Source organism: Corallococcus sp. AS-1-12 (assembly GCF_020036995.1).
Classification (GTDB): domain Bacteria; phylum Myxococcota; class Myxococcia; order Myxococcales; family Myxococcaceae; genus Corallococcus.
This window is the reverse complement of the sequence record NZ_JAIQDD010000015.1, coordinates 1-25947: the sequence shown is the minus strand read 5'-3', so window position 1 is coordinate 25947 and position 25947 is coordinate 1. Positions and strand designations below refer to the sequence as shown.

Here is a 25947-nt window from a genome sequence, read left to right as displayed (position 1 = left end):
CTCCATGTCTGACAACATCCCGCAGGACCTGAAGTACACGAAGGAACACGAGTGGGCCCGCATCACGGGCAAGACGGTGGTGGTGGGCGTCACGCACCACGCCCAGGAGTCGCTGGGCGACGTCGTCTACGTGGAGCTGCCGAAGCTGGGCGCCACCCTCACCGAGGGCAAGAACTTCGGCGTCATCGAGTCCACCAAGGCCGTGTCGGACCTGTTCGCGCCCATCTCCGGCACCGTGGTGAAGGTGAACGACGCGCTCACGGGCAACCCGTCCCTCATCAACTCCGACCCGTACGGGCAGGGGTGGATCGTGGAGGTCGAGCCCTCGGACGCCGGGCAGGTGGGCAAGCTCCTGGACGCCGCCGCCTACGAGCCGCTCACCAAGTAGCCACCGCGCGCGCAAGAAGTCGGGCGTCCCCGTTGTTAGAGACGCTCCATGGAGCGCCGAGCCCGCTCGGACGCCGAACTTCCTACCGCACCTCACGCGAGCCCCTTCGACCATGTCCCTCAACTGGAAGTACCAGGAGTCCTTCGCCGGCCGGCACATCGGTCCGGAGACCCCTGAAGTGAAGCAGATGCTGTCCACGCTGGGCGTGGACTCGCTGGACGCCTTCATCGAGTCCGCCGTGCCGCCGGTCATCCGCGCGCAGGAGCCCCTGCGGCTGCCCGCCGGCAAGGGGGAGAACGAGGTGCTGGCGCAGTTGGAGGCCATCGCCGCGAAGAACCAGGTGTTCCGGTCCTTCATCGGCATGGGCTACTCCGACACCCACGTCCCCAACGTCATCCTGCGCAACATCTTCCAGAACCCGGGCTGGTACACCCAGTACACGCCCTACCAGGCGGAGATCGCCCAGGGCCGGCTGGAGGCGCTGCTCAACTTCCAGACGATGGTGACGGACCTCACCGGCATGGAGGTGGCCAACGCCTCCCTGCTGGACGAAGGCACCGCCGCGGCGGAGGCCATGGCGCTGGCGATGCACGCCAAGGGCGACAGCACCGGCGGCGCGTTCTTCGTCTCCGACGGCTGCCACCCGCAGACCCTGGACGTGGTGCGCACGCGCGCCATCCCGCTGGGCGTGGAGGTCGTCGTGGGCGACCACCGCACGGTGGACCTGTCCCAGAAGAAGTTCTTCGGCGCGCTGGTGCAGTACCCGGCCACGGACGGCGTGGTGCATGACTACCGCGCGTTCGGTGAGAAGGTGCACGCGGCGGGCGGCCTGCTCGTCGTCGCGGCGGACCTGCTGGCCCTGACGCTGCTCACGCCCCCGGGCGAGTTCGGCGCGGACGCGGTGGTGGGCAGCGCGCAGCGCTTCGGCGTGCCGCTGGGCTACGGCGGCCCGCACGCCGCGTACTTCGCCACGAAGAACGCCTACACCCGCGTGATGCCGGGCCGCCTCATCGGCGTGTCCGAGGACGCGCAGGGCCGGCCCGCGCTGCGCATGGCGCTGCAGACGCGCGAGCAGCACATCCGCCGTGAGAAGGCCACGAGCAACATCTGCACCGCGCAGGTGCTGCTGGCCGTGATGGCCGGCATGTACGCCGTCTACCACGGGCCGGAGGGGCTCAAGGCCATCGCGGAGCGCGTGCACGGGCTCACGGTGGTGCTGTCGCGGGGCCTGGCGAAGCTGGGCTTCAAGCCGAAGCACGAGCAGTTCTTCGACACGCTGCGCGTGGAGCTGACGCCCGCGCAGGTCCGGGGCGTGCTGTCCGCCGCGGAAGCCGCGAAGATGAACTTCCGCCGCATCGACGAGAAGACGCTCGGCCTGTCGCTCGACGAGACGACGCGCGCCAGGGACGTGGAGGACATCCTCGCGGCCTTCATCCAGGGCGCGAACAAGTCCGCGTCCCCGGTGAACCTGGACGAGGCCGCCGAGGGCCTGGAGAGCCCGCTCGTCCCCGAGCTGCGCCGCTCGAGCGCGTACCTCACGCACCCCGTCTTCAACCGCTACCACTCCGAGACGGAGATGCTGCGGTACGTGCGCCGGCTGGAGGCGAAGGACCTGTCCCTCACGCACTCCATGATTCCGCTGGGGAGCTGCACCATGAAGCTCAACGCCACCGCGGAGATGATCCCCGTGACGTGGCCCCAGTTCAGCAAGCTGCACCCGTTCGCGCCCACCTCGCAGGCGGCCGGCTACAAGGTCGTCTTCGAGCAGCTCGAGCACGCGCTGTCCCAGGTGACGGGCTTCGCCGGGTGCTCGCTCCAGCCCAACGCGGGCAGCCAGGGCGAGTACGCGGGCCTGCTCGTCATCCGCGCCTACCACCAGGCGCGCGGGCAGGGGCACCGCGACGTGTGCCTCATCCCGTCCTCCGCGCACGGCACCAACCCCGCCTCCGCGGTGATGGCGGGCTACCGCGTCGTCGTCACGAAGTGCGACGAGAACGGCAACATCGACCTGAGCGACCTGCGCGCCAAGGCGGACGAGCACAAGGACAAGCTCGCCGCCCTGATGGTGACGTACCCGTCCACGCACGGCGTGTTCGAGGAGGAGATCCGGGAGATCTGCTCCACCATCCACGAGCGCGGCGGCCAAGTGTACATGGACGGCGCCAACCTCAACGCGCAGGTGGGCCTCACCGCGCCGGGCCTGGTGGGCGCGGACGTCTGCCACATCAACCTGCACAAGACGTTCTGCATCCCGCACGGCGGTGGCGGCCCGGGCATGGGCCCCATCTGCGTGGCGTCCCACCTGGTGAAGTTCCTCCCCGGGCACCCGGTCATCCAGACGGGCGGGGCGGACGCCATCGGCGCCATCTCCGCGGCGCCGTGGGGCAGCGCCAGCATCCTGCTCATCTCCTGGATGTACATCCAGATGATGGGCGGCGAGGGCCTGACGCAGGCCACGAAGATGGCCATCCTCAACGCCAACTACGTCGCGGAGCGGCTCCAGCCGCACTACCCGGTGCTCTACCGGGGCAAGCGCGGCCGGGTGGCCCACGAGTGCATCGTGGACCTGCGCCCGCTCAAGAAGACCGCGGGCGTGGAGGTGGAGGACGTGGCCAAGCGCCTGATGGACTACGGCTTCCACGCGCCCACCGTGTCGTTCCCGGTGGCGGGCACGCTGATGATCGAGCCCACGGAGTCCGAGTCCAAGGCGGAGCTGGACCGCTTCTGCGAGGCGATGATCGCCATCCGCCAGGAGATCCGCGACGTGGAGGAGGGCCGCGCGCCCAAGGACAACAACGTCCTGAAGAACGCGCCGCACACCGCGCGCACGCTCACCGCGCCGGAGTGGAACCGCCCGTACTCCCGCGAGCAGGCCGTGTTCCCCACGCCGTGGGTGCGGGACAACAAGTTCTGGCCGTCCGTGGGACGCCTGAACAACGTGCTCGGTGACCGCAAGCTGGTGTGCTCGTGCCCTCCCATCGAGGACTACGACACGCCCGCGCAGAAGGTCGCGTAAGGCCAGCCTCGACAGCCGCTGTCACCAGGGCCGTCTTCCAGCGCACCGGAAGGCGGCCCTCGTGTTTCTAGCGGGCCTTCGCGGGCTCCACGTGGACCACCACGTCCACCACCTGGGGGTAGGCGCCGTGCAGCGTCTCCTCCACCTTGTCGGCCACCTCGTGGGCCTGCGCGGTGGTGAGCTGCGGGTCGACCTCAATCTTCAGGTCCACGTAGACGCTCTCCTCCATGCCCCGGCTGCGCACGTCGCGGCAGGAGCGCACCCCGGCCACGGACAGCGTGTGCTGGGACACCTGCGCCGGGTCCAGGCGCGCGGTGTCGGAGAGGATGCCCACCGCCTGCCGGACGATGCCGTAGGCCACCCGGGCGACGAAGACCATCACCGCCAGCGCCACCAGCCCGTCCGCGCGCGGGAAGCCCAGCGCCACCAGGGCGATGGATCCGAGCACGGCGATGGTCACGAACACGTCGGACAGCGTGTGCTGCGCGTCCGCGAGCAGCAGCGAGCTCTTGTACTTCTCCCCGTAGTGCCGCTCCACGCGGGTGACGGCGAGGTTGATGACGAGCGTGAAGACCATCACCGCCGCCATCGTCACCGTCACCGTGGGGTGCTTGTCGTGCAGGAGCGAGTCGAGCGCCATGCGCCCCAGCTCCAGCATGCCCACGCCAATCATCGCGCCGATGCCCAGCGACGCGAGCGCCTCGAACTTGCCGTGGCCGTAGGGGTGGTCCGCGTCCGCCGGCCGCGACGCCACGCCCATGGCGACCAGGCCCAGCACGTTGGAGCCGCCGTCGATGAACGAGTGCAGCCCGTCCGCCGTCACCGACGCGGACTGGGCCATGAGGCCGAAGACGAGCTTGGCGGCGGCCACCACCCAGTTGGCCCCGAGGATGGCCAAGAGGACGAAGCGGACCTTCCGGTTGCGCTCCTGGAGCGCGGCACTGCGGTCGACGATGGAGGCTTCCACGGCGGGGCAGGGTAGTGCCTCCGCGCCGTCCACCGCGAGGATTCCGTGAGGCCTACTGTCGGAACAGCCGCATCCGGGGGCCGCCGCCCATCTCCAGGAAGAAGCCGAACTGGAAGCGCACCGTCGCGTCCTGGCCCAGCAGGCCGGACGGCGGGTTGGGGAAGGGCTGCGCGCGCTTGAAGGACGCCACGGCCTCCATGTCCAGGAAGTCCAGGCCGCTGCTCTTCTCCACCTGGATGTCCTTCACCGCGCCGCGCTCGTCCAGGGTGATGGTGAGCAGCGTCTGGCGGTCTCGCCCGGAGTAGATGTTCCCCGTCGGGTCGCGCATGCGCAGTTGCTCGTTGGGGTTCCAGTGCATGCCCACGCTCTGCTTCACGCGGTTGAAGAAGCTGGCGTACTTCCACTCGCGCGTGTTGAGGAAGGTGCCGTCGCCCTCCTCCTGGTCCCGGAGCATGTCGTTGGGCGCCGCGCCCACCACCTTGTCCATGGCCGCCTGCGACGGCATCAGCGTGGCCAGGCCCGGGGAGCCCACGCGGCCCGCGGAGCCCTCCTGCTCGCTGTCCTCGCCCTGGCCGGGCTGGATGCGCAGGCGCTTCGCGTTGCCCTGCGTGGCGTCGCTCTCCGACTGGTTCTTCACCGCCATGCCCGGGCCGCGCTCGCGCGGATCCGTCTTCATGGCGATCTCCTGCTTGCGGCGCGTCTCCGGCATCTCGAAGACGGGCTTCTTGCCGCCCTGGGACGGGGTCCGGTCGTCCGCGCCCTGGCCGTTGTTGCCCGACACGCGCGGGGGCTGCACCTGGTCCTGCGCCGCGCCCTCCTGCTTCTGGGGCGCGGTCCGCTGGGGCATGGCGTTGCGGTAGTGGGCCGTCTGCTCCCGCGCCCGCGTCTCCTTCTCCACCGTGTTGTTGTGCTCGGCCAGGTACTTCGCGTCCGGGGACTGCTGATCATTCCCCGGCGCCACGTCCACCACCTGGCCCTGGGGCTTCGTCTCGTCCGGCTTCTTCTCTTCCTTCGGCTCGCGCTTCTCCGTGGGGCGGGGCTTCGTCTGCTGCGGGGTGACGTTCCCCCGGTTCTTCGCCCACTGGTCCGACGTGAGCGGCCTCACCGCCACGGACGTGGGCCGCGCGGGGCGCTTCTCATGCGGGAGGTTCGCCTGCACGGCCGACACCAGGAGGACGAAGCCCACGAAGGCGGCCTGGGCCAGGAGCGCCAGGATGCCCGCCACCAGGTAGCGCAAGGGCGCCCGCTGCCTGCGCGCGCGCCGCTGACGCCAGTCTGTCGAGGAACCCGTGCCCACGGCCTGATGATAAACCTCCGGACCGCTTCTTCAGTCCCGAACGCGCGCCCCGTAACACCCGGGACATCAAAGAGATTCACGAGACGGCTCGCCGGTCGCGCGATTTGTTCCCTGGACCTCAGTAGATGGGGGCCACCTGCGCCCCATTGAAGTAGAAGCGCAGGATCTCCGGATAGGTCTGGCCCGCCTCCGCCCGGCCGATGGCGCCTGTCTGACACATGCCCACGCCGTGGCCCCAGCCGCCGCCCCGGAACAGCCATCCGGTGAGCCGGCCCTCGGCGTCCCGCTCGGGCTCCACGGTGGCCATGCTGCTGTTGAGCATCCCGAAGAGCCGCCGGATGTTCAGCTCCCCGCGCACCTGGGTGGCGCCCCGCGTGCCTGACAGGGTGAGCAGCCGGGCGCGCCCGGACACCCCGCGCTCGGACAGGGCGAGCCCCTGGATGGACCCCACCCCCAGCTTCTCCGTGAGCGCGTCCACCTGGGCCTGCGTGAAGCGCTTCTCCCACCGGAACTTCGTGGGCTGCGCGAAGCTGGACAGCCTGCACGCGGCGGGCACGTCCGCCGTCGCCAGCCACGCCTTGAGGTTGGACGGGCCCGGCACGTCCGGCGCGGGCTCCAGCAGGTCCGGCCGGCCGCGCAGGCTGGGGTCCGGCGGGCCGCCCCACACCACGTCGTTGTCCTCGGTGTGGCCGCCGCACACGGCGCTGTAGACGGAGTCCACCAGCCGGCCGTCCTGACTGAAGAGCGCCTGGCCCCGGGTGGCCTCCACCGCGGCGGTGGTGCTGGCCGCCTCGCCGGTGCGGCCCCGGTACACCGCGCAGTGCTGCTCCGAGCAGAGGAGGTACGGATCCGCCAGGTGCTTGATGCCCACCTTCGCCAGCACCTCGCCGCGCGCGGTGACGGCCTGGGCCTTGAGCGCCTCCGGGTGTGCGCGCGCGAAGATTTCGGACGGCACCAGCCCCTTGAGCAGGTCCTCCAGGCCCACCACGTTCACCACCGCGAGCTTGCCGCTCCGGTCCACCGCGAACTGGAGCGCGCCCCGGAAGCTGCGGTCCTCGAAGGCGTGGAAGTCGTAGCCCACGCCGTACTCCACCTGCCGCACGTCGAAGCCGCTGCCGTCCGGCGTCTCCGCGTCCAGCCGGTCCTGCGCCAGGCCCACCACGGCGTCGTTCTCGTCCTTCAGCTCCAGGATGGCGCGGGAGGGCTTGCGGACCTCCTCGAAGAGCGTGGTGCGCAGGCCGTAGCGGCGCAGCAGCTCCGTCTGCTGTTTCGCCGCGGCCTCGGGCGTCAGCGCCTCCTCCCCCAGCAGCAGGTAGCGCCGGTTGTCGATGACCTTCCCCGCGATGCCGTACACGGAGCCCAGCGTGTGCGTGCGCACCGCGAGCCCCCGCGCGCGCCACGTCTCCTGCGCCTCCGCGAGCCCCGCCTTGTCCGCGAAGCGGAACTCGCCCAGTTGCAGCCGCGCGCTCCACTGGGCCGGCTCGCCCTGCGTCACCCGCACCGTCCAGCGCGAGCCCGCGGGCGCGTCCAGCACCTTGTCCCCCGGTCCGCCGAAGCGCAGCCGCATCCGCGCGCGCGGTGAGAACGTCACGACCTCGCGCCCCTCCATCAGCTTGATGGGGAGGCGCGGCTCGCCGTTGCGGAAGTCCAGGCGCTTCAGATCCTGCGGCCCGGGCAGACCCGACGTGAGCGGATCCTCCAGGCCACTCGGGGCAGGGGGCGTCACGCCCGCGTCGGCGGGCTTCGCGGGGACGGAGACCTCCGGCTCGCCCAGGCCCCGGGTGCTCGGGGCAGGTGAGGGCGCCGGCGTGGCGCAGGAGGCGAGCAGCAGGGCGGTCAGGAGAAGGACGGCTTTGGACACGGCCGCGGCACCGTAGCCGCCATGGGGCCGAGCGTCACGGTTCTCCCTCCCGCTGCGGCGCGTCTGACCCTGGATGACCGGCAGTGAATAGAACGCCCGACACCGTGCGTTGCCCCTGCTCATGCGAATTCTTGGAGGCAACGGATTGAAGACGCGACACACCCTGATGGCCTCCCTGGCTGCCTGCACCCTGGCGCTTGGGACGACTGCTTGTGGCGCCAGCGGTGGCGCTGGCGGAGGCACCGGCGGTTCCTCGAACGCCGGTACCGGTACCCAGGCCCCCGCGACGAACGCGGGCCCCTCAGGACAAGTCGAGAAGGCGCCCGCCGCTCCGGGCAAGGCGCCGCCCATCGGCGTGCAGCCGGTGGAGAACACGCCCGCCGCGCAACTGCCGGACCACGCGGACCACGCGCCCATCGCGGAGCCCGGTCCCCAGCCCGCCGTCAGCGCCCAGGCCATGGCGGAGACGCCCGTTACCACGCCCGCCCATGACTGGGTGGTGTCGCCCAGCGGCGACGACGGCGCCGAGGGCACGGAGGCCGCGCCGCTGCGCACCATCGCCATGGCGGTGAGCAAGGCCGGCCCCGGCGACCGCATCCGCGTGCTCGCGGGCACCTACGCCGAGCGCGTGGTGCTGGGCGACAACGCCCAGGCCGGCACGCCCGAGGCGAAGATCACCCTCCAGGGCGAGGGCCGTCCCAAGCTCACCCCGGGCAGCGGCTCCGGCGCGGCGGTGCAGGTGCGCCGCGCGAACTGGGTCATCGACGGGTTCGACATCGACGTGGAGGGGCAGCCCATCTTCGGCGTCACCTTCGAGGGCGACGTGCAGGGCACGGTGCTCGCCAACTCGGAGCTGCACAACGGCACCGGCGGCGCGGGCGTCACCATGTTCAACAACGCCAAGGGCGCCACCCTCGAGAACAACAACATCCACGACTTCGTGCGGACCACCGGCAACAAGGACTCGCACGGCGTCGTGATGCAGCCCGCGTCCTACGACGTGACGGTGCGCAACAACGACATCCACGACGTGTCCGGTGACTCCGTGCAGTGCCTGGGGCCGGAGGGCTTCAGCGACCTGCCGCCCGCCACGGGCCTGCTGGTGGAGAACAACCACTTCTTCAACAACCGGGAGAACGCCGTGGACATCAAGACGTGCCGCGACGTCATCATCCGCAACAACCGGATGCACCAGTTCCGGCCGTCGGAGACGGCGAAGGGCGACGTGCTCGTCATCCACTACTCCGCCAACAACGTGCTGGTGGAGGACAACGAGCTGTATGACGGCGCCAAGGGCATCTCCGTGGGCGGCAACCACGAGGGCCCCGTGCCCCAGTCCGTCGTCGTGCGCCGCAACCGCGTGCACGACATCACCGACGCGGGCGGCGGCGAAGGCACCGCCATCCGCCTGGAGAACTCCAAGGGCACCGTGGTGGTGAACAACACCATCACCCGCGCCAAGTCCGGCATCATCCTGGGCCACGGCACGGGCGGCCCCACGGAGACGCTGCGCGTGGAGAACAACCTGGTGGACGCGCCCGTCAGCGTGGACGTGGGCGGCCAGGCCCCCGGCCTCCACATGAGCAACAACCTCTATCCGGCCGGCACGCAGTTCAAGCACAACGGCCAGCTCCAGGCCCTGGACGCCTTCAAGGCCGCCACCGGGGACACCACCTCCAACGGCGGTGACGTGACGGTGTCGGACACCTTCGCCCCGTCCCCCGCCGCCCAGGACAAGGGCCTGGACCAGGGCCAGCCCTTCTGCGGCGCGGCCCCGGACATCGGCGCGGTGGAGCTGGGCTGCTAGGCCTGCCCGGGAAGACACCCCCCGGAAAAGCAGAAGGCCCGATGCGGAGACTTCCGCATCGGGCCTTCTGTCTGTGAGGCGCCACCCGGATTCGAACCGGGGAATGAAGGTTTTGCAGACCTTTGCCTTACCACTTGGCTATGGCGCCGCAGCGATTGGGGCCGGGGTTATACGCAGCCCGGCAGGAGCCGGTCAAGGAAGCAACACCATCCAGTCGTGCTTCTCGTCCCGCTACCATGCGGCGCGGGGCGTCAGCCCCCAGCGAGCGAGGGAGCACACGATGCTGCAGGGCCATGGGGTCTTCCAGGAGGAGCACGACGCCTTCCGCCGCACCGTCCGGGCGGTGGTGGACAAGGAGCTGCGCCCGTTCGCGGCGGACTGGGAGGCCCGGGAGGAGTTCCCCCGGGAGCTCTTCACCCGCTTCGGCGAGCTGGGCTTCCTGGGCCTGAAGTACCCGGAGGCCTACGGGGGCACGGCGGCCGGGGAGCTGTACGAGGCGGTGCTCCTGGAGGAGCTGGGCCGCTGCGGCTCCGGCGGCGTGGCCGCGGGGCTGGCGGGCCAGTTCACCATCGCGACCGGCCCCGTGCACCTGTTCGGCACGGACGCCCAGAAGCAGCGCTGGCTGGCCCCCGCCATCCGGGGGGAGAAGATTGGCGCCCTGGGCATCTCCGAGCCGGACGCCGGCTCGGACGTGGCGGGGCTGCGCACCACCGCCCGCCGCGACGGCGACCACTACGTCGTCAACGGCTCCAAGACGTACATCACCAACGGGGTGCGGGCGGACTTCGTGGTGCTGGCGGTGAAGACCGACCCGTCGCGCGGCCACAAGGGCCTGTCCATGCTGGTGGTGGAGCGGGGCACGCCGGGCTTCAGCGTGGGGCGCAAGCTCCAGAAGGTGGGCTGGCGCGCGTCCGACACGGCGGAGCTCTTCTTCGAGGACTGCCGCGTGCCCGCGGAGAACCTGCTGGGCGTGGAGAACCAGGGCTTCTCGCAGATCATGGGCAACTTCCAGTGGGAGCGCCTGTCGCTCGCGCTGGGCGCGCTGGGCGCCATGGACGACATGCTGGAGACGGTGCTCGAGCACGTGAAGCAGCGCCGCGCCTTCGGGCAGACGCTGGCGGGCTTCCAGGTGGTGCGCCACAAGCTGGCGGACCTGTACACCGCCCGTGAATGCGCGCGGCAGCTCACCTACCACGCGCTGCGCCTGCACGTGGCCGGCGAGTACGCCGTCGCGCAGACCTCCATGGCCAAGAAGGTCGCCACGGAGACCTGCTGCCGCGTGGCCGACGAGTGCCTCCAGCTCCACGGCGGCGCGGGCTACATGATGGAGTACGACATCCAGCGTCACTGGCGCGACGCGCGGCTGGGCCCCATTGGCGGCGGCACCAGTGAGGTGATGAACGAAATCATCGCCAAGCAACTGGGGCTCTGACGCCCCCGGCGGGCCTCCCCGGAGCAGGCGGGCGGACAGGCGGGAAGAGCGGAAGAAGCCCTCCGGTTCATGTTCGATGGAGTCAGTCGCCTCGGGGAGGTCCCGGTGGAGCCCACCATCATTTGCGATGAGCTGTTCATGCGTCTGGGGGACGAGGATGTGCTCGTCCTGGATTGCCGCGACGCGATGGACTGGGAGCGGTTCGAGATCCACATCCCCGGCGCGCTGCGCATGACGGCCTCGGAGATCGCGCGGGACCTGGCGATGCTGCCGGACGACGAGCTCATCGTCCTCTGCGGCACCACCCAGGACTGCGCGGACATCCGCCGCGTCTGCCGCGTGCTGCGCCTGCGGGGGCGCAACGCCGTCTGCCTCGCCGGCGGCCTCCACGCCTGGGTGACGGGTGGCTACCCCACGGAACGCCACACGCGCGCCCCCTCCCACGCCCACCGTTGAGCGGCGGATGCAGCGCGTCGTGAAACGGTGTAAGGAGCGCCCTGCCGCCTCCACCGGAGACCCTCCACGATGGCCAAGCTTCGCGCCGTACTCATTGGCGCCACCGGACTCGCGGGCCAGCAGTTCATCGCTGCCCTGAAGGACCACCCGTTCATCGAGCTGACCGGGCTCGCCGCTTCGCCCCGCTCCGCCGGAAAAACCTACGCGGACGCCCTGCGCGCCTCCAACGGCATGCTCGCCTGGTTCGTCCCGGAGCCGCTCCCGGAGGCCATCGCCCGCATGACCGTGGTCAGCGGCGACGCCGTCCAGGCGAAGGACTACGACATCGCCTTCTCCGCCGTGGAGGCGGACGTCGCCCGTGAAATCGAGCCGCGCCTGGCCCGGGACATCCCGGTGTTCTCCGCCGCGAGCGCCTTCCGCTACGACGCGGACGTGCCCCTGCTCATCCCCCCCGTGAACGCCGCCCACGCCCCGCTCATCCACGAGCAGCGCCGGCAGCGCGGGTGGAAGGGCTTCATCGTCCCCATCCCCAACTGCACCACCACCGGCCTCGCCGTGACGCTGGCCCCCCTGGCCGAGCGCTTCGGCGTGAAGGCCGTGCTGATGACCAGCCTCCAGGCCATGTCCGGCGCCGGACGGTCGCCCGGCGTCATCGGCCTGGACATCCTCGACAACGTCGTGCCCTACATCCCCAAGGAGGAGCACAAGGTCGAGGTGGAGACGAAGAAGATCCTCGGGGCGCTCGACCCCGCGGGCGCGGCGCTCACCCCGCACGACGTGCGCGTCTCCTGCACCTGCACCCGCGTCGCCGTCCTGGAGGGCCACACCGAGTCCGTCTTCGTGTCGCTCGGGAAGAAGGCCTCCGTGGCGGAGGTCGCCCAGGCGATGCGCGAGTGGCAGGGCGCCCAGGTGGCGAAGGACCTGCCGTCCGCTCCGCCCCGGTGGATTGAAGTGCTGGACGACCCGTTCCGCCCCCAGCCCCGCATGGACCGGGACACCCACGGCGGCATGGCCACCACGGTGGGCCGCATCCGCGAGGACGGCGTGCTGGAGAACGGCTTCAAGTACGTGCTCGTCTCCCACAACACCAAGATGGGGGCCGCGAAGGGCGCCATCCTGGTGGCGGAGCTGCTTCGGGCGCAGGGCTTGCTGGGCTGACCGGGGAAGCGGACCGGGTGGGCCCCTAAATTCAGGGTGCCAACCCCGGCCGCAACCATCTACTGTGCGCGGCCACGGACGCGCGGAAATCCGCACAGAGGAGAGATCAACATGGCCTACGTCGTCGCCGAGCCTTGCATCAAGTGCAAGTACACCGACTGTGTCGAGGTGTGCCCGGTCAACTGCTTCTACGAGGGCGCGAACTTCCTCGTGATCCACCCGGACGAGTGCATCGACTGCGGCGCTTGCGAGCCCGTCTGCCCGACCAAGGCGATCTTCCCCGAGACCGAGCTGCCCTCGGAGTGGTCGGAGTACAAGAAGCTCAACACCGACTTCGCGTCCAAGTGGCCCAACATCGCGGAGAAGAAGGCCGCCCTGCCCGAGGCCGAGGAGTACAAGGACAAGAAGGGCAAGCGCGCGGAGCTGAACACCGCGCCCGGGAAGTAGGCGCGGGCCGAGTCGCCCGAGTGCGCCCGTGGTGATGAAGGCCCTTGCGCCCCCTGGCGTGAGGGCTTTCATCGTTCGTGGAGGCTGGCGGGGGAGGGGCATCGCCGGACGTTCACCCCGCCTGGAGGACGCTGAGCCGCAGTCCCCGCGCCTCCAACGCGTCGCGCAACCGCGCCACGTCCTCGGCGGGAACGGGCCCGTGGCGCCCCTGGATGCGCAGCGCCACCTCCCGGGGCCCCGTCCGCTCCACCTCCACGGTGGCCTCCAGCGGCCCCCGCAGGCTGAGGCCCAGCGCCGGCCGCTGTGACTTCACGAAGACCTCGATCTTCTCGATGAGGGCCAGGGTGGACTCGACCTGGGCGACAGGAGGGCCGGCCGGAGCGGCACCCTCCGCGGAGCCGCCCGCCACGCGAGCACCTTCGGGCGCGGGGCCGCGAGACAGGCCTTCCAGGGAACGGTCATCCCGCGAGGACGCGGGGAGGGGAGACAACACGGGACGGGGCTCCGCGCGGAAGGAGCGCTCCACCTCGCGGGCCAGCAGCTCCGACGCACGGTGGGTGGCCTGTGTCCCGCCTTCCGCGAGCGCCTCCTGCCGCACCGTCCCCAGCCGCCGCGCCTCCACGTGCATGTCCTGCCGGGCCTGGCGGAGCGTCTCCGGGCTCCCCAGCGCGCTGCGCGTCGTCGAGAGGACGGTCCCCGCCGCACGGACGCTGGGAAGCGCCGGAGTCGCCCGCGTCGCCGCTCCCTGTCCACCGGCGCGGAGCAGGCCGGGCTTCGGAACGGGGCCTGGAGTCACCGGCTCGCGGCGGGGCCCGGGACGCGGTGGCGCGCCGGGCCGTCCGGAGGTCCGCTGGAGGACCTGTTGGAACGCGTCCTTCTCCGGGGGGACCTTCTCGTTTCCGGAAGGGGCGTCCTGACCTTCGACCTTCATGGCGTGCCTCGCGCGCAAGGGATGCGCGGGCATGAGCAGCGGCCGTGCCAGTCGGGCGGGGCGCGCTCCCGGGAGGAGGGGGCGCGGCGGAGGCGGCACGGCAGGGGTGCCGCCCCCGGGATGGGCGTGCGGAACGCGGGACGGCGCGCTTCAGCGCTTGCTGCCGAAGCCGCCCGGCTGCATGGGCGCGGTGCCCGTCAGGTCGTTGAACGCGAGCGGACAGGCCGCCACGGCGTTGGGATCCGCGAGCGCGGGGTTCTGGGCCCAGTCGCGGTCCTGGAAGAGGTACGCGTCGCGCACCTCCAGCTCCTTGAGCTGCTTGCGGTACTCCCAGAAGCGGCCGCGCAGGAGCACGCGCGCGCCCTTCGGCAGTTGCGTCAGCGGCGTGTACTGGTCGTCCTTCAGCCGCGCCGTGATGTTGATGGAGGGCCGCACCTTCGGCTTGCCGTAGGTGAGCCCGGACAGCAGGCCGTCATTGCCCGGATCCGGCAGGTAGAAGACGAGCCGGGCCACCAGCGCGGGAGGCTCCGGCGGAGGGCCCTTCTTGCTCTTCTTCTTGGGCTTCTCCAGCTTCGCGTCGACGAACTCCAGCCCCGCGAAGGCGACCTCCTTGTCCAGGTAGTCGTCGCGGAACTTCGCGTCCGCCACGCTGGCCGCGGTGGTGTTGGCCTTGAGGACCTCCACGTCGTAGCGCTCCAGCATCGCGGGCAGCGTGAAGAAGAAGCTGTCCACCGGCTTCACGCCATCCGCGATGAAGCGCAGCTTGCTCAGGTCCAACGGCGGGTAGTACGGCGCGAGCGCCACCGCCGTCTGCATCCACTCCGGCGGCAGCCGCTTGTCGATGAGCACCCGCCGCATCATCGACACCAGGAACATGTTGGCCGGGAAGCGCGGCGTGGAGAGCTGCGTGCCCAGCGCCTGGATCAGCACGGGGTCCAGGTAGAAGTTCTCGTCGCGCTTGTGCAGGTACGGCGCGGACTCGCCCACGATGGTGAGCAGCGCGCCCACCAACTGCGCGCAGTTCGCGTCGCTCGTCCCCTGGACCAGGGCCTGATTGACGCGGGAGCGGAGGAACCGCTTGTCCATGTCCGCTTCGCGGAACACGGGCGGCTCTCCCGTTCCAAAAAAGAACTCCTTCTGGGCGAGCGCGGGCGTCGACAGCAGGCCCACGGACAGGGCGAAGAGGGCACGGGTACGCATCGGCCTGAACCCTACCATGCCCTCCCGGAGGTGATCCTCCTCCGGGAGGCCCCACCCATGCGCGGAGTGCGGTCCGCTCCGGGCCCGACGTGAGAGGGCAATTGCAACCGGATGACCCGATGCGGCGGGGCTTTCGCGACAGTCCCTTTCGGGGCCAGGGGGCAGGGGACGGGGCGAGCGCGCGCGGGGCGTGCCGGGGCGGCCGGCGGTGGTTTTTTCCGCCTGTTGGCGGCGCGGGCTTTTGTGTACCTTGCCCGGAGCCATGCCGACGCCTCCAGAGACATCCCCGGCACCCGTCACCATCGCCCACATCAAGGACGAGGCGGAGCTCATGCAGGCCCTCGCCATCCGCGAGGTGGTGTTCATCGAGGAACAGCACGTGCCCGAGGGCATCGAGCGCGACGCCGAGGACGCCCACGCCTACCACGTCATCGCCTACCAGGGCGGCCACGCCATCGGCACCGGCCGGCTGGTGAAGCTGCCGGAGCCGCCCGCGGGGCAGACCGGGACGTGGGGCCAGATTGGCCGCATGGCGGTGCTTCAGGCGCACCGCAAGGCCCGCGTGGGCTCGCTGCTCCTCACGTCGCTGGAGGAGGAGGCGCGCCGCCGCAACGTGAACGGCATCAGGCTGCACGCCCAGCTCTACGCGCTCGACTTCTACAAGAAGCACGGCTACCAGCCCGTCGGCGCCGTCTTCGACGAGGCCGGCATCGACCACCTGGAGATGCACAAGCGGCTGTAGTCCCGCGCCGCTTCGCCGTCAGCGCCTCGGAGGACGGGGCGCGGGCGGCTCGGCGTGGCGCGGATCCTCGGGCCACGAGTGCCGGGGGTACTTGCGGCACAGCTCCTTGCGGATCGCCGGGTAGTGACGCTCCCAGAAGCCCGCCAGGTCGGTCGTCACCTGCACGGCGCGCATGTTGGGGGCCAGCAGGTGCAACACCAGCGGCACGCGGCCCGCGCCCACGCTGGGCCCCTGCGCCATCCCGAAGAAGTCCTGCAGCCGTGACTCCACCCAGGGTGGCTTGTTGGGCTCGTAGTGCACCTTCACGCCGCGCCCGCCGGGCAGGGTGACGCGCTCGGGGGCGTGGTTCGCCAAGAGGCGCTGCTGCTCGGAGGTGAGCCGCGCGTAGAGCGCGTCCAGCAGCGACACGCCCTCCAGGTCGGAGAAGCTGCGCGCGCCCACGCACAGGGACGCCAGCGCGTCGCGCATGAAGCCCGCGTCCACGGTGGGGAAGCCCGCCTCGGGGAACGCCTTGCCCAGCAGCTCCACGCGGGTGCGCCACTGCTCCAGCGCCTCGGGCTCCGCGAAGCGCTCCGGGCCCGCGGCCAGCGCCGCCTCGGCCAGCACGCGCGCGGCCTCCTCGGACGGCGGTGCGGGCGTGCGCGTCTCCTCCAGCATGAGGTTGCCGTAGGCCAGCCGGGTGAGCCGCTCCACGCGGCGCGAGTCCGCGTTCCACTGGAGGGTGTCCACCTCCTCCAGCGCGTCCGGGTAGAGGTCCAGCAGCCACTCGGCCTCCACGGCGCTGGCGAGCCGCACGACGGCGCCGCGGCCGGGGCGCTCCTCCGCGTCCACGGCGACCATCAGCTCCGCGTCCTGGACGACGCTGAACTCGGACAGGCTGGTGGTGCCGCCGCCGAACATGAGCAGCTCCGGGGAGCGGGGCCGACGCCTGCGGGCCACACGGTCCGGGTAGCCCGCGAGCACGCTGAGCATCAGCGCCTGCTCCACGTCCTCGGGGCGGCTGGGGCGCGAGCCCTGTTCGCGGACCGCGCGGCGCAACTGCTTCTGCACGCGCTCCACGGACTGCACCGCGCCCGCGTCCAGGGACAGCGACTGCATGCGGCCGGAGGCGAAGCCCGAACGGCCGGCCTCGCGGAAGCGCTCCAGGAGCTCCAGCAGGTCGGAAGGCCCGCTGATGAGCGCGGACGCACGGCCCCCGCCGCCCAGGTTGGCGCGGGCCTCGCGGCGGATGTCGCGCTCGCCCATGAGGGCCGCGAGCACGGCGGCATCACCGCCCACGCCCCGGCGCTCGCCCTCGACGATGACGCGCGCCTGGCGGGGGTGGACCGGGAAGCGCAAGAGGCGCTGGCCCACGTCCGTCACGCCGCCCTTCGGGTCCACCGCGCCCAGCCGGCGCAGCAGCGTCTCCGCGGCCTCCAGGGCGGGGGCGGGGGGCGGCTCGAAGAACGGGAACGCCGTCAGGTCCCTCACGCCCGACGCACGCAGCGAGAGCACCGTCTCGGCCAGGTCGGTGCGGCGGATCTCCGGGGCCTCCTGGTCCGGCCTGCCGTCGAAGTCGTGCTGGGTGTAGAGGCGCACGCAGTGCCCGGCCCGGGTGCGGCCCGCGCGGCCGGCGCGCTGCACGGCGGAGGCCCGGCTCACCTTGCCCAGCTTGAGCTGCGGCAGCCCGGACCAGGGCGAGTGGGACGCCACGCGAGCAAGCCCGCTGTCGATGACGACCGCGACGCCGTCGATGGTGACGGAGGTCTCCGCGACGTTGGTGGACAGGATGATCTTCCGGCGCGAGCTGCGGCGCACGGCGCGGTCCTGCTCCGCGGGAGAGAGGTCGCCATGCAGCGGGAGCACGTCGGCGTCATGGCGCTCGGCGAACTCCGCGCAGGTGTCGCGCGCGCGGCGGATCTCCCCGGCACCGGGGAGGAACACGAGCACGTCTCCGTCGACGCCCTGGGTGAACAGGCGCTTGAGCGCGGAGAGCACCTGTTGATCCAGGTGCCGCTCGTCCGGAGCGGACAGGTATTCGACGCTGACGTCGAAGCGGCGGCCCTCGGAGCGCAGGGAAGGGGCTCCGCCCAGGTACGCGCGGACGGGCTCGGCCTCCAGGGTCGCGGACATCACCACGAGCTTGAGGTCCGGGCGGGCCGTCTCCTGCAGCCGCCGCAGGAGCGCGAGCGAGATGTCCGCGGACAGGTGCCGCTCGTGGAACTCGTCGAGCACGACGATGCCCACGTCGCGCAGGGTGGGGTCGGTGAGCAGACGGCGTCCGAGCACGCCCTCGGTGACGAAGGACATGCGCGTCTTGGGCCCGCGGACGTCCTCGAAGCGGACCTGGTAGCCGACGGTCTCGCCCACGCGCTCGCCAATCTCCTCGGACACGCGCTGCGCGGCGAGCCGGGTGGGCAGCCGCCGGGGCTGGAGGACGACGATCTCCTTGCCAGCGCCCAGCCCTGCCTCCAAGAGCGCGCGGGGAACACGGGTCGTCTTGCCCGCGCCGGGCGGCGCCTCCAGCACGAGCGACCGCGCGCTCCGGAGCGTGGAGACGATGTCAGGCAGGAGGGGATCGATGGGAAGGGCGACGTCCGCCATGTCCGGGTTCCTCTTCACGGCGGGGGACTCACCGCGCGTCGGGTCTCAAGGCGTGCCAGCCTCGGACGGGTCGGTCTTCTTGCGTCGCTTGGGGCGCACGGCCTCCGGAGCACCGGAAGCCGGAGCATCCGAAGGAGCGTCGGCCTGAGCGGTCTCCGCGGCTGGCGCGGCGTTCTTTGGAGGCCGGCCCCGCCGTGCGGGACGCGCCGCGACGGGAGCCTCCGGAGCGACGGGTTCGGCGGCGGCGGTGACCTCCTCGGCCCCACCGTCCGAAGCCGGGGCCTCGGCCTCGGCGGCCTCCGCCACGGTCTCCTCCAGGGGAGCCTGGGCCTCCGGCTCATCGGGAGTCGCCTCCAGGGAGTCGTCTCCGGAATCCTCCTCGGACCCCTCGAACGCCTCCTCCTGGCCGGCGTCTCCTTCCTCACCGAAGAGGTCCGAAGCGCCGTCCTCCGCGGAGAGCGCGAGCGACTTGCCCGCGCGCTTCCGGGGCTTGAGGGTGAGGCCCGCGGCCTCGAAGACCCCGGGCACGGGAACGAGCGCGGCCTCCGCGAGCAGCCGCCCCTGCCGCAGCGCCACGTCCAGGCGCCGCCCCAGCGACACCAGCGCCTCGCGCAGGGCCGCCTCCTGCTCCGGGGGCAGGGGAGTGGGGGAGAGGCTCGCGGCCCACGCGGCGAACGTCGCTGCGACCTGATCCACGACGGGGCGGACCATGGCGAAGTCGTCGCGGGAGAAGATGCGGGTGACGTAGGCGCTCTTGAGCCGCCGCTCGTACGACGCGGCGTACTCGTTGACCAGCTCCACGGGCGCCCGGCGCAACTGCGGGAACTTGAGGTGGGGGAAGAGCGCCTCGATGACGGGGGCGCGGCTGCTGGCGGTGAAGGTGATGCCGGCGTGCAGCTTCTCCAGCGCATCCACCCAGCGGCCCTGCTGATCGAACGAGAACTCCTCGCGGGCCTCGTCGAGCTCCGGCAGGTCCTTCACCTGCTCCAGCAGGCCGCGCGCGGGCTCACGGGCCTCGCGCAGGCGCTCCAGCGCGGAGGCCAGCCACTGCTTCTCGGCCTCCAGCCCCGGCCTGCCGACGACCATCTCCTCCGCCGTGGCGAGTCGGGCCTCGAAGGCCTCGGCGAAGCGGATCAGCTCATAGGATTCGAGCGTGGACGACATGCGTGAACGACTCCTCGGAGGGGCGGCGGAGATACCACACCTTCACCGTCCGACGAGCAGGGCCTCCATGGCTCCAGGGGCGGAGAAGTCCGCGAAGGCCCACTCGGCGCCTGCGTCGCGCAGCGCCTGGGGCGTGAAGTTGCCCGTGCCCACGCCAATCGTCTCCGCGCCAATGCCCTTGGCGGCCGCGACGTCCTTCGGCGTGTCGCCGATGATCACCACCCGGCACGCCTCCAGCCGCTCACCCAGTTGCGCCGCTCCGGCCTGCGCGCCGTGCCGGATGAGCGCCACGCGGTCCTCGAAGTCGCAGCCAAAGCCGCCGAAGGCGAACTGGTCGTGGATGTTCACGCGGTCCAGCTTCACCTTGGCGCCCGCGCGCACGTTGCCGGTGCCCAGCCCCACCGCGAAGCCCGGCCGCGAGCGAGCCTCCATCACGGCCTCCCGCATGCCCGGGTGCAGCCGGTACTCGCGCGCGTCGACCTTGGGAACCTCCAGCCCCAGGTGGGCGACGTACGCGTCGATGACCGCGCTGATGGTGTCCTCGGTGTCGGGCTGGCCGATGATGCCCAGCCCCTTGCGGACGATGGCCCGGTCCGTCATGCCGGACATGCTGAAGCCATCGCACGCGTCGCGCCGCTGGTGAAGTTGCTCGAAGGCCAGGCCCATGGCGCGGCGTCCGGCGCCGCCGGTGGTGACGAGGGTGCCATCGATATCGAAAAGAAGGACGGTGGGGCGCATGGCCTCCCATCTAACGGAACGCCCCGCCCGGCGCGAGCCCCGAGCAGTCCACCAGGGCGGCTGCCCCCGCCATGCCCGGCTCAGGGCTCCGCGAGCGTGAGGCCCTGCTGGAGCGCTTCGCGCACCCGGGGAACCTCCTCCAGGGGGAGCCGCTCTTCCAACACCTCGCGCACCCGCTGACCGCCCAGCCGGCCGAGCGCCTGGGCGACGGCCTCACGCAGCCGCAGGTCGCGGTCCTCCAAGCGGGCCTGCAGCGTCGTCACGGCCTCGAACCCCAGCCGTTGACCCAGCGCGGCCGCGGCCTGCGAGCGGACCTCCGAAGGCCGGTGCGGATCCTCCAGCATCGCCTGGAGCGTCTGTCCCGCCTCCGGCGATTCCACGCGAGCCAGCGCCGTCACGGCCCGCATCCGCTGCGCGTCCGGGACGCTCGTGTCCTCCGCCAGCGCGGCCAGGACGGGCACGACCTCCGGCCCGAACCTGCGCCACGCCGCCTCGGGGGCCAGGGTCGGTTGTGAGAGCAGTCCGAGGGCCTCCGTGCGCAGCGGTCCGGGAACGGCGACGGCCGGGGGAACGGATGCCGCGGCCGGGGTCTTCGCTCCGGCCGGAGCCGCCTCGGACACGCGCCCCAGGCCCGCGAGCATGGCGAGACCGGCCAGCGCCACCCAGCGCGAGGACGCGGAACGGCACGGCACTGGCGAGGGACGAACACCGCGGGGGCGGGACGGCTGGCTCGGCATGCGGGGCTCCCGGAGGGGAAGGGGAGCCCCGTTATACGACGGCTGCCGGTCCGGACTCGATAACGCTAAGGTCGGTCCACCATGGCCGGACGCGTCTTCTTCTTCCTCCAGCACGCCACGTACGAGCCCGCCTATCAGGCGGCCTCCATGGGCATCACCGCCGCCGCGATGGGCGACGACGTCTACTTCGTCTTCGCCTTCGAGGCCCTGCGCCAACTGGTCCGAGGCGGCTTCGGCCTGGCGCACAGCGAGCGCGAGCGCACCGAGGCGGCCCGTGCCGAAGGGCTCAATGTCCCCACCCCGGCCCGCATGCTGGAGGAGGCGCGCGCCCTGGGCGCGAAGCTCGTGGCCTGCGACACCACGGTCCGCATCTGTGGCCTGTCGCCTCAGGAACTGCACGGCACGCTGGACGAAGTGATGGGCCTGGCCTCCATCTGGAGGCTGACGGAAGGCGCGCGCGTCCTCACGCTCTGAGCGGGCACATGCGCTGCTCCCCACCCTCCGGAAGGGGGCGGATGTCCGACAGGGGAAGCGGATCTGCCCTCGGGGATCGCCTGACGTTGCAACTTGGCAGCACTACCTGAATGGAACCTGCCTGCCGCGAGTCGCTGTAGCCTCGGTGGGTGCCCACGCGTTACGCTGGGGCATTCGCAGTTCGTTGTCCCCCCCTGGAAGGAACCCTCAAAGCCTATGCGCGCCAAGTCGACCCCCCTGAGCGCACTGCTGGCCGGCACCCTCGGTGTCGCCGTGATGGCCGGCTGTCAGACGTATGACTTCGAGCCGGTGGAACCGCTCGCGATCGCCCAGACGACGAAGGAGACGGTGATCACCGCCCGCAGGAGCAAGCCGGACGTGATGCTCCTCGTGGACATCTCCGGCTCGATGACCCTGCCGGTCAACAAGGACCTGGTCGTCAACGGCACGCGCGTGTGTGACCTGACCCAGGACGGCTTCACCTTCACCTGCCGCGACGACTACCCCTGCGACACGTCGAAGTGCCCCACGCGTTGGAGCGAGCTCCAGGGCGCGATGGGCCCCTTCCTCGCGGAGAGCGGCAAGCTGGTCCGCTTCGGCCTGACGACCTATCCGGCGCCTCCGCCCGTGCTGCCGCCTCCGCAGAAGCCGAGCGCCGCCCAGTTGTGCGCGCCCGCCGCCACCGGAGAGAGCGTCCGCGTCGCCATCCCCTTCGACAAGGACTCGGACGCGGAACTCCAGCTCCACGCGAACTCGGTGAATGACAGCATCCAGTCCATCCCCAACGGTGGCGCCAACCGCCCCCAGGGTGGTACGCCGACCGCGCAGAGCCTGCTGTTCACGAGCACCCTCCTCGGCCCCCCATCCGAGGAACGCGATCAGATCATCATCCTGCTGACCGACGGTCTGCCCAACTGCAACGACAACAACGCGAACAACGGCAGCAGCGCCGCGTGCCGCTGCACGCTCGAGGAGCCGACGCAGTGCTCGGCGGAGCTGAGCCCGTATTACAAGCGGGGTTGCCTCGACAAGGACGCCTCCGTGCTGGCGGTGGAGTCGCTGAAGACGAAGAAGATCTCCACCATCGTCATCGGCTTCGGCGCGGAGACGTCGACGGGTGACGGCCCCAGCGTCCTCAACGAGATGGCCCGCGCCGGTGGTTACGCGCGCACCTGCAAGGCCAGCGTCGACTGCGGCACGGGGGACACCTGCGACGTCAACACCGGCCTCTGCGGACGGTCCTTCTACCAGGCGGGCAATCGCGAGGAACTCGCGGCCGCGCTGAAGTCCATCAGCGAGCAGATCCTGCCGGGCGAGCCCTGCTTCACCAAGCTCGAGAAGAGCCAGATGCCCTCCGATGAGAAGCTCATCGTCGTCTACATCGACGGCGAGCGCACGCTCGCGGGCCCCGACACCTGGTCGCTGGACCAGTCGGACCCCGAGAATCCTGGCGTGCGGTTCACGGGCAGCGCCTGCGCGAAGCTGGAGGCGTCGCGTCCGGAAGACCCGGTCAGCGTCGAAGTGCGCGCCATCCGCCAGCTCTAGCGGCAGGCAGGCGGAGGCGGCTTTACGCGGGCGGAGGCGGGGATTATAGGGTCCTCGCCGGGCCGGTCGCCTCCGCCATGAAAATCACTGTCCTCTCGCGCTCCGCTTCCATCTCGTCCACGCGGCGGATCGTCGAAGCAGGCCGCGCGAGGGGACACCGGGTCCGCGTGCTCAACCCGCTCCGGGTGCAGATGCATCTGGACGGGGGCAGCCAGGCGACCCTCTTCTACGACCGCAAGAAGCTCACCCCCACCGACGTCGTCATCCCGCGCATCGCCCTGTCCATCAGCACCTACGGGCTCGCGGTGGTGAACCAGTTCGGTCTGGCGCGCGTGCCCCTGGTGAACCATGCCCAGGCCATCGCGCAGTCGCGCAACAAGATGCGCGCCCTTCAGCTCCTGTCCGCCAACGGCATCGACATCCCCGCCACGGTGATGGCCCGGGACGCGGCCCATCTCAAGGAGATGGTCGGCCTGGTGGGCGGGGTGCCCGTGCTGGTGAAGCTGCTCCAGGGCCAGGAGAAGCACGGGGTGATGGTCTGCGAAAGCCTCCAGTCCCTGGAGGCGGCGCTCGAGGCGGTGCTCGGTCTGGGGCACAACCTGGTCATGCAGGAGTACGTGCGGAGCACCGGCCAGGACGTGCGCGTGCTCGTGGTCGGCGGCGAGGCCATCGCCTGCGTGCTGCGCAAGCCGCGCCCCGGGCGCCTCTCGCACACGCTCAACCGGGGCGCCCGCCTGGAGGCCCTGCCGCTGTCTCCCGGCCATCGCGCCACGGCGGAGAAGGTCGCCCGGCTCGTGGGACTGGAGGTGGCCGCGGTGGACATCCTGGACGTCCAGGGACACCCCAAGGTCTTCGAAGTGAACAGCTCGCCCGCGCTCCTGGAGATGGAGGCCGCGACGGGCCTGGACCTGGCCACGCCCATCATCCAGCGGGCGGAGGCCCTCGTCGCCGGCGCCGTCCCCGTCTGGACCGCCGCCCTGGAGACGCCCCAGGCCCTTCCCCCGCCACCGCCGGGGCGCAAGGGCGCCGTGAAGGTGAGCGCGCCGCGGAGTTAGAAGAGAAAGCGCTCCCCGCGCGTCCGAAGCCCCGGTATACGAACGCCGCCTTCCTGGAGACACCCATGCCCCGCACCCGCCGCCTCCCGACCCTGGCCCCCCTGCTGCTGACGCTCGTTGGCGCGCCGGTGCTGGCCCAGGACGTGGACCCCGCAACCCTCTACGAGGTCACCACCGAGGGGACGTCGACGCAGGTGAAGGCCGGAGGGCAGGGCACGTTCGTGCTCGCCATCAAGTCGAAGCCCGGCGCCCACGTCTCCGACGAGGCCCCGCTGAAGCTGGAGCTGACGGGCAAGCAGCTCACGCCCTCCCAGAAGACGCTGACGCGTGAACAGTCGGTGGCGAAGAAGGCGGACGGCCAGCAGTTCGTGGATCCGCGCTTCGAGGTCCCCTTCACCGCGGTGTCCGCCGGCAAGGGCACGCTGGACGCGACGCTGACCTTCTTCATCTGCACGGAGAAGATCTGCGCCCGTCAGAAGAAGACCTTCTCGCTGCCCGTGGAGGTCCAGTAGCCCCCATGCGCGAGCGCTCCTCCAAGCCTTCCAGTGGTGACCGCGGCGGCCACGAAGCCCCGCGCTACGTCCATGGCGTCAACCCCGTGCTGGAGGCCCTGCGAGCCCACCCGGACGCGGTGGAGCGCCTCTTCATCGTCGACGGGCAGGTCGGCGCCAAGGCCGCCGGCGAGCTGCTCAGCCGCGCGCGTGACGCGGGCGTCCGGGTGGAGAAGGTTGGCCGGGAGCGGCTGTCCTCGATGGCGGAGGGTGGCGTGCACCAGGGCGTCGTCGCCGAACTGCGCGGCTTCCAGTACGTCGAACTCGAGGACGTGCTGGAAGCGGCGAAGGCCAGGAAGCAGCCCGCGCTCGTCGTCGTGCTCGACGGCATCCAGGATCCGCACAACCTCGGCGCCATCATCCGCTCGGCCCACGCGCTCGGGGCCCACGGCGTCGTCCTGGCCAAGGACCGCGCCGTGCAGGTGACGGGCACGGTGGCCAAGGCCTCCGCCGGCGCCGTCGAGTACTGCCCCATCGCGCGCGTCACCAACATCTCCCGCGCCCTGGAGCAGTTGAAGGAAGCGGGCCTCTGGGTCGCGGCCGCGGACGTGGAGGGCGCGGAGCCCCTGTGGAGCGCCCGCCTGGACGGGCCCCTGGCGTTGGTCGTGGGGGCCGAGGGGGCGGGCGTGAGGGAAGGCGTCCTCAAGCACTGCGACTTCCGCCTCCGGATTCCCATGGGCGGTCAGGTCGGTTCATTGAATGCGTCGGTTTCCGCCGCGATTCTGCTATACGAGGTCGCCCGTCAGCGGGGCCGTCCTTCCCGCTAACGACCCCGGATCAATCTCCTTGACTTGGAGAGTGGGGGCTTCTAAAAGGTCGCGCCTCTCAAGTCGCTGCCGAGGGGTTGACGGTCCGCTCGGGATGAGGTAGGGCGGGGCAGTTGCTGGATGGATGCCGGTGTAGCTCAGTCGGTAGAGCAACTGATTTGTAATCAGTAGGTCGCGGGTTCAAATCCCGCCGCCGGCCAGGTAGGACGGGCCGCGGAAAAGGGCCCGGGACGCAGCGAGATGGTGTAGTGAGCAGCACGACAAGCGAATATCTGGAGAGATGCCCGAGCGGCCAAAGGGAGCAGACTGTAAATCTGCCGGCTCTACGCCTACGGTGGTTCGAATCCACCTCTCTCCACTCGGCAATGCGGGAATAGCTCAGTTGGTAGAGCGTCAGCCTTCCAAGCTGAATGTCGTGGGTTCGAATCCCATTTCCCGCTCCAACCGTTGTAGTGAATCGCCAAGCCCTGATAGCTCAGTTGGCAGAGCGCATCCTTGGTAAGGATGAGGTCACCAGTTCAATCCTGGTTCAGGGCTCCATTTTTCGAGGAGTGTCATGTCCAAGGAAAAGTTCGATCGCAGCCTGCCCCACGTGAACATCGGAACGATTGGGCACGTGGACCACGGCAAG

Annotated in this window: 22 protein-coding genes and 5 tRNA genes; 17 read left to right on the top strand and 10 right to left on the bottom strand. The window is 70.9% G+C overall.

The window, feature by feature from the left end; translation table 11 throughout:
• The first annotated feature begins 4 nt into the window (after positions 1–4).
• Together gcvH and gcvP are read left to right on the top strand one after the other, a co-directional pair.
• A complete protein-coding gene (gcvH, locus tag K8556_RS22825; RefSeq protein ID WP_223742191.1) occupies positions 5–388 on the top strand; it encodes a glycine cleavage system protein GcvH in 384 nt (127 codons plus the stop codon).
• A 112-nt stretch (positions 389–500) separates the two neighbouring features.
• Positions 501–3404: an aminomethyl-transferring glycine dehydrogenase gene (gcvP, locus tag K8556_RS22820; RefSeq protein WP_223742190.1), complete on the top strand. Its 2904-nt coding sequence runs from the start codon at positions 501–503 to the stop codon at positions 3402–3404.
• A 67-nt stretch (positions 3405–3471) separates the two neighbouring features.
• Here the strand turns inward: gcvP and K8556_RS22815 are convergent, their stop codons facing one another.
• From K8556_RS22815 to K8556_RS22805, 3 genes are all read right to left on the bottom strand, one after another.
• Positions 3472–4371 (bottom strand): cation diffusion facilitator family transporter, encoded by a 900-nt coding sequence (locus K8556_RS22815; RefSeq protein WP_223742189.1) that lies wholly within the window; start codon positions 4369–4371, stop codon positions 3472–3474.
• A gap of 52 nt (positions 4372–4423) precedes the next feature.
• Positions 4424–5668: an energy transducer TonB gene (locus K8556_RS22810; RefSeq protein ID WP_223742188.1), complete on the bottom strand. Its 1245-nt coding sequence runs from the start codon at positions 5666–5668 to the stop codon at positions 4424–4426.
• 118 nt (positions 5669–5786) lie between these two features.
• Positions 5787–7652, bottom strand: a complete 1866-nt coding sequence (locus tag K8556_RS22805) for a SpoIID/LytB domain-containing protein (RefSeq protein ID WP_223742187.1) — start codon at positions 7650–7652, stop codon at positions 5787–5789.
• On the opposite strand from K8556_RS22805, the gene K8556_RS22800 reads away from it, so the two are divergent.
• Positions 7651–9336, top strand: coding sequence for a nitrous oxide reductase family maturation protein NosD (locus K8556_RS22800; RefSeq protein ID WP_223742186.1), 1686 nt, complete (start codon positions 7651–7653; stop codon positions 9334–9336). The two genes, K8556_RS22805 and K8556_RS22800, sit on opposite strands and share 2 nt — an antisense overlap.
• A gap of 76 nt (positions 9337–9412) precedes the next feature.
• Here the strand turns inward: K8556_RS22800 and K8556_RS22795 are convergent.
• A tRNA-Cys gene (locus K8556_RS22795) sits at positions 9413–9484 on the bottom strand.
• A gap of 132 nt (positions 9485–9616) precedes the next feature.
• On the opposite strand from K8556_RS22795, the gene K8556_RS22790 reads away from it, so the two are divergent.
• The 4 genes from K8556_RS22790 (at position 9617) to fdxA (ending at position 12829) form a co-directional block, all read left to right on the top strand.
• Positions 9617–10768: an acyl-CoA dehydrogenase family protein gene (locus K8556_RS22790; RefSeq protein ID WP_223742185.1), complete on the top strand. Its 1152-nt coding sequence runs from the start codon at positions 9617–9619 to the stop codon at positions 10766–10768.
• Between the two features lie 105 nt (positions 10769–10873).
• Positions 10874–11224 carry a rhodanese-like domain-containing protein gene (locus K8556_RS22785; protein WP_223742297.1) on the top strand — a complete coding sequence of 117 codons (351 nt, stop codon included), beginning with the start codon at positions 10874–10876 and terminating at the stop codon, positions 11222–11224.
• Between the two features lie 69 nt (positions 11225–11293).
• Entirely contained in the window at positions 11294–12382 is a 1089-nt protein-coding gene (gene asd / locus K8556_RS22780) for an aspartate-semialdehyde dehydrogenase (RefSeq protein ID WP_223742184.1), read from the top strand.
• Positions 12383–12493: 111 nt separating this feature from the next.
• The gene (gene fdxA / locus K8556_RS22775; protein WP_223742183.1) at positions 12494–12829 is read left to right on the top strand and encodes a ferredoxin FdxA; all 336 of its coding nucleotides are present in this window, start codon (positions 12494–12496) and stop codon (positions 12827–12829) included.
• 112 nt (positions 12830–12941) lie between these two features.
• Here the strand turns inward: fdxA and K8556_RS22770 are convergent, their stop codons facing one another.
• Positions 12942–13760 (bottom strand): hypothetical protein, encoded by an 819-nt coding sequence (locus K8556_RS22770; protein ID WP_223742182.1) that lies wholly within the window; start codon positions 13758–13760, stop codon positions 12942–12944.
• A gap of 150 nt (positions 13761–13910) precedes the next feature.
• Positions 13911–14960 (bottom strand): hypothetical protein, encoded by a 1050-nt coding sequence (locus tag K8556_RS22765; RefSeq protein WP_223742181.1) that lies wholly within the window; start codon positions 14958–14960, stop codon positions 13911–13913.
• 262 nt (positions 14961–15222) lie between these two features.
• On the opposite strand from K8556_RS22765, the gene K8556_RS22760 reads away from it, so the two are divergent.
• A complete protein-coding gene (locus K8556_RS22760; RefSeq protein WP_223742180.1) occupies positions 15223–15702 on the top strand; it encodes a GNAT family N-acetyltransferase in 480 nt (159 codons plus the stop codon).
• Positions 15703–15720: 18 nt separating this feature from the next.
• Here K8556_RS22760 and hrpB read toward each other — a convergent pair whose 3' ends face one another.
• The 4 genes from hrpB to K8556_RS22740 all read right to left on the bottom strand — a co-directional run bounded on the left by hrpB (position 15721) and on the right by K8556_RS22740 (position 20879).
• Entirely contained in the window at positions 15721–18285 is a 2565-nt protein-coding gene (gene hrpB, locus K8556_RS22755) for an ATP-dependent helicase HrpB (RefSeq protein ID WP_223742179.1), read from the bottom strand.
• Positions 18286–18330: 45 nt separating this feature from the next.
• The gene (locus K8556_RS22750; RefSeq protein ID WP_223742178.1) at positions 18331–19449 is read right to left on the bottom strand and encodes a hypothetical protein; all 1119 of its coding nucleotides are present in this window, start codon (positions 19447–19449) and stop codon (positions 18331–18333) included.
• Between the two features lie 42 nt (positions 19450–19491).
• Positions 19492–20187 carry an HAD family hydrolase gene (locus K8556_RS22745; RefSeq protein ID WP_223742177.1) on the bottom strand — a complete coding sequence of 232 codons (696 nt, stop codon included), beginning with the start codon at positions 20185–20187 and terminating at the stop codon, positions 19492–19494.
• A gap of 80 nt (positions 20188–20267) precedes the next feature.
• On the bottom strand, positions 20268–20879 hold the full coding sequence (locus tag K8556_RS22740) for a HEAT repeat domain-containing protein (protein ID WP_223742176.1): 612 nt from the start codon (positions 20877–20879) through the stop codon (positions 20268–20270).
• A 126-nt stretch (positions 20880–21005) separates the two neighbouring features.
• Between K8556_RS22740 and K8556_RS22735 the strand changes: the two genes are divergently transcribed.
• The 9 genes from K8556_RS22735 (at position 21006) to K8556_RS22695 (ending at position 25856) form a co-directional block, all read left to right on the top strand.
• Positions 21006–21398, top strand: coding sequence for a DsrE family protein (locus K8556_RS22735; RefSeq protein ID WP_223742175.1), 393 nt, complete (start codon positions 21006–21008; stop codon positions 21396–21398).
• A gap of 216 nt (positions 21399–21614) precedes the next feature.
• Complete coding sequence (cglB, locus tag K8556_RS22730) at positions 21615–22943, top strand: adventurous gliding motility lipoprotein CglB (protein ID WP_223742174.1); 1329 nt, start codon at positions 21615–21617, stop codon at positions 22941–22943.
• A 77-nt stretch (positions 22944–23020) separates the two neighbouring features.
• Positions 23021–23998 carry a RimK family alpha-L-glutamate ligase gene (locus K8556_RS22725; protein WP_223742173.1) on the top strand — a complete coding sequence of 326 codons (978 nt, stop codon included), beginning with the start codon at positions 23021–23023 and terminating at the stop codon, positions 23996–23998.
• 65 nt (positions 23999–24063) lie between these two features.
• Complete coding sequence (locus K8556_RS22720; RefSeq protein ID WP_223742172.1) at positions 24064–24510, top strand: hypothetical protein; 447 nt, start codon at positions 24064–24066, stop codon at positions 24508–24510.
• Positions 24511–24515: 5 nt separating this feature from the next.
• Positions 24516–25316: a 23S rRNA (guanosine(2251)-2'-O)-methyltransferase RlmB gene (gene rlmB, locus K8556_RS22715; protein WP_223742171.1), complete on the top strand. Its 801-nt coding sequence runs from the start codon at positions 24516–24518 to the stop codon at positions 25314–25316.
• Between the two features lie 126 nt (positions 25317–25442).
• Positions 25443–25515: transfer RNA gene (locus K8556_RS22710), tRNA-Thr, on the top strand.
• Between the two features lie 75 nt (positions 25516–25590).
• Positions 25591–25674, top strand: a tRNA-Tyr gene (locus tag K8556_RS22705).
• Between the two features lie 9 nt (positions 25675–25683).
• Positions 25684–25759: transfer RNA gene (locus K8556_RS22700), tRNA-Gly, on the top strand.
• A gap of 21 nt (positions 25760–25780) precedes the next feature.
• Positions 25781–25856, top strand: a tRNA-Thr gene (locus tag K8556_RS22695).
• Positions 25857–25947 lie beyond the last annotated feature (91 nt).

Bases quoted from the DNA above. Each gene is read 5' to 3' on its own strand.
- gcvH (WP_223742191.1), top strand. From the start codon at position 5: ATGTCTGACAACATCCCGCAGGACCTGAAGTACACGAAGGAACACGAG.
- gcvP (WP_223742190.1), top strand. From the start codon at position 501: ATGTCCCTCAACTGGAAGTACCAGGAGTCCTTCGCCGGCCGGCACATC.
- K8556_RS22800 (WP_223742186.1), top strand. From the start codon at position 7,651: ATGCGAATTCTTGGAGGCAACGGATTGAAGACGCGACACACCCTGATG.
- K8556_RS22805 (WP_223742187.1), bottom strand. From the start codon at position 7,652: ATGAGCAGGGGCAACGCACGGTGTCGGGCGTTCTATTCACTGCCGGTC.
- K8556_RS22790 (WP_223742185.1), top strand. From the start codon at position 9,617: ATGCTGCAGGGCCATGGGGTCTTCCAGGAGGAGCACGACGCCTTCCGC.
- asd (WP_223742184.1), top strand. From the start codon at position 11,294: ATGGCCAAGCTTCGCGCCGTACTCATTGGCGCCACCGGACTCGCGGGC.
- fdxA (WP_223742183.1), top strand. From the start codon at position 12,494: ATGGCCTACGTCGTCGCCGAGCCTTGCATCAAGTGCAAGTACACCGAC.
- K8556_RS22770 (WP_223742182.1), bottom strand. From the start codon at position 13,760: ATGAAGGTCGAAGGTCAGGACGCCCCTTCCGGAAACGAGAAGGTCCCC.
- K8556_RS22765 (WP_223742181.1), bottom strand. From the start codon at position 14,960: ATGCGTACCCGTGCCCTCTTCGCCCTGTCCGTGGGCCTGCTGTCGACG.
- K8556_RS22760 (WP_223742180.1), top strand. From the start codon at position 15,223: ATGCCGACGCCTCCAGAGACATCCCCGGCACCCGTCACCATCGCCCAC.
- hrpB (WP_223742179.1), bottom strand. From the start codon at position 18,285: ATGGCGGACGTCGCCCTTCCCATCGATCCCCTCCTGCCTGACATCGTC.
- K8556_RS22750 (WP_223742178.1), bottom strand. From the start codon at position 19,449: ATGTCGTCCACGCTCGAATCCTATGAGCTGATCCGCTTCGCCGAGGCC.
- K8556_RS22745 (WP_223742177.1), bottom strand. From the start codon at position 20,187: ATGCGCCCCACCGTCCTTCTTTTCGATATCGATGGCACCCTCGTCACC.
- K8556_RS22735 (WP_223742175.1), top strand. From the start codon at position 21,006: ATGGCCGGACGCGTCTTCTTCTTCCTCCAGCACGCCACGTACGAGCCC.
- cglB (WP_223742174.1), top strand. From the start codon at position 21,615: ATGCGCGCCAAGTCGACCCCCCTGAGCGCACTGCTGGCCGGCACCCTC.
- K8556_RS22725 (WP_223742173.1), top strand. From the start codon at position 23,021: ATGAAAATCACTGTCCTCTCGCGCTCCGCTTCCATCTCGTCCACGCGG.
- K8556_RS22720 (WP_223742172.1), top strand. From the start codon at position 24,064: ATGCCCCGCACCCGCCGCCTCCCGACCCTGGCCCCCCTGCTGCTGACG.
- rlmB (WP_223742171.1), top strand. From the start codon at position 24,516: ATGCGCGAGCGCTCCTCCAAGCCTTCCAGTGGTGACCGCGGCGGCCAC.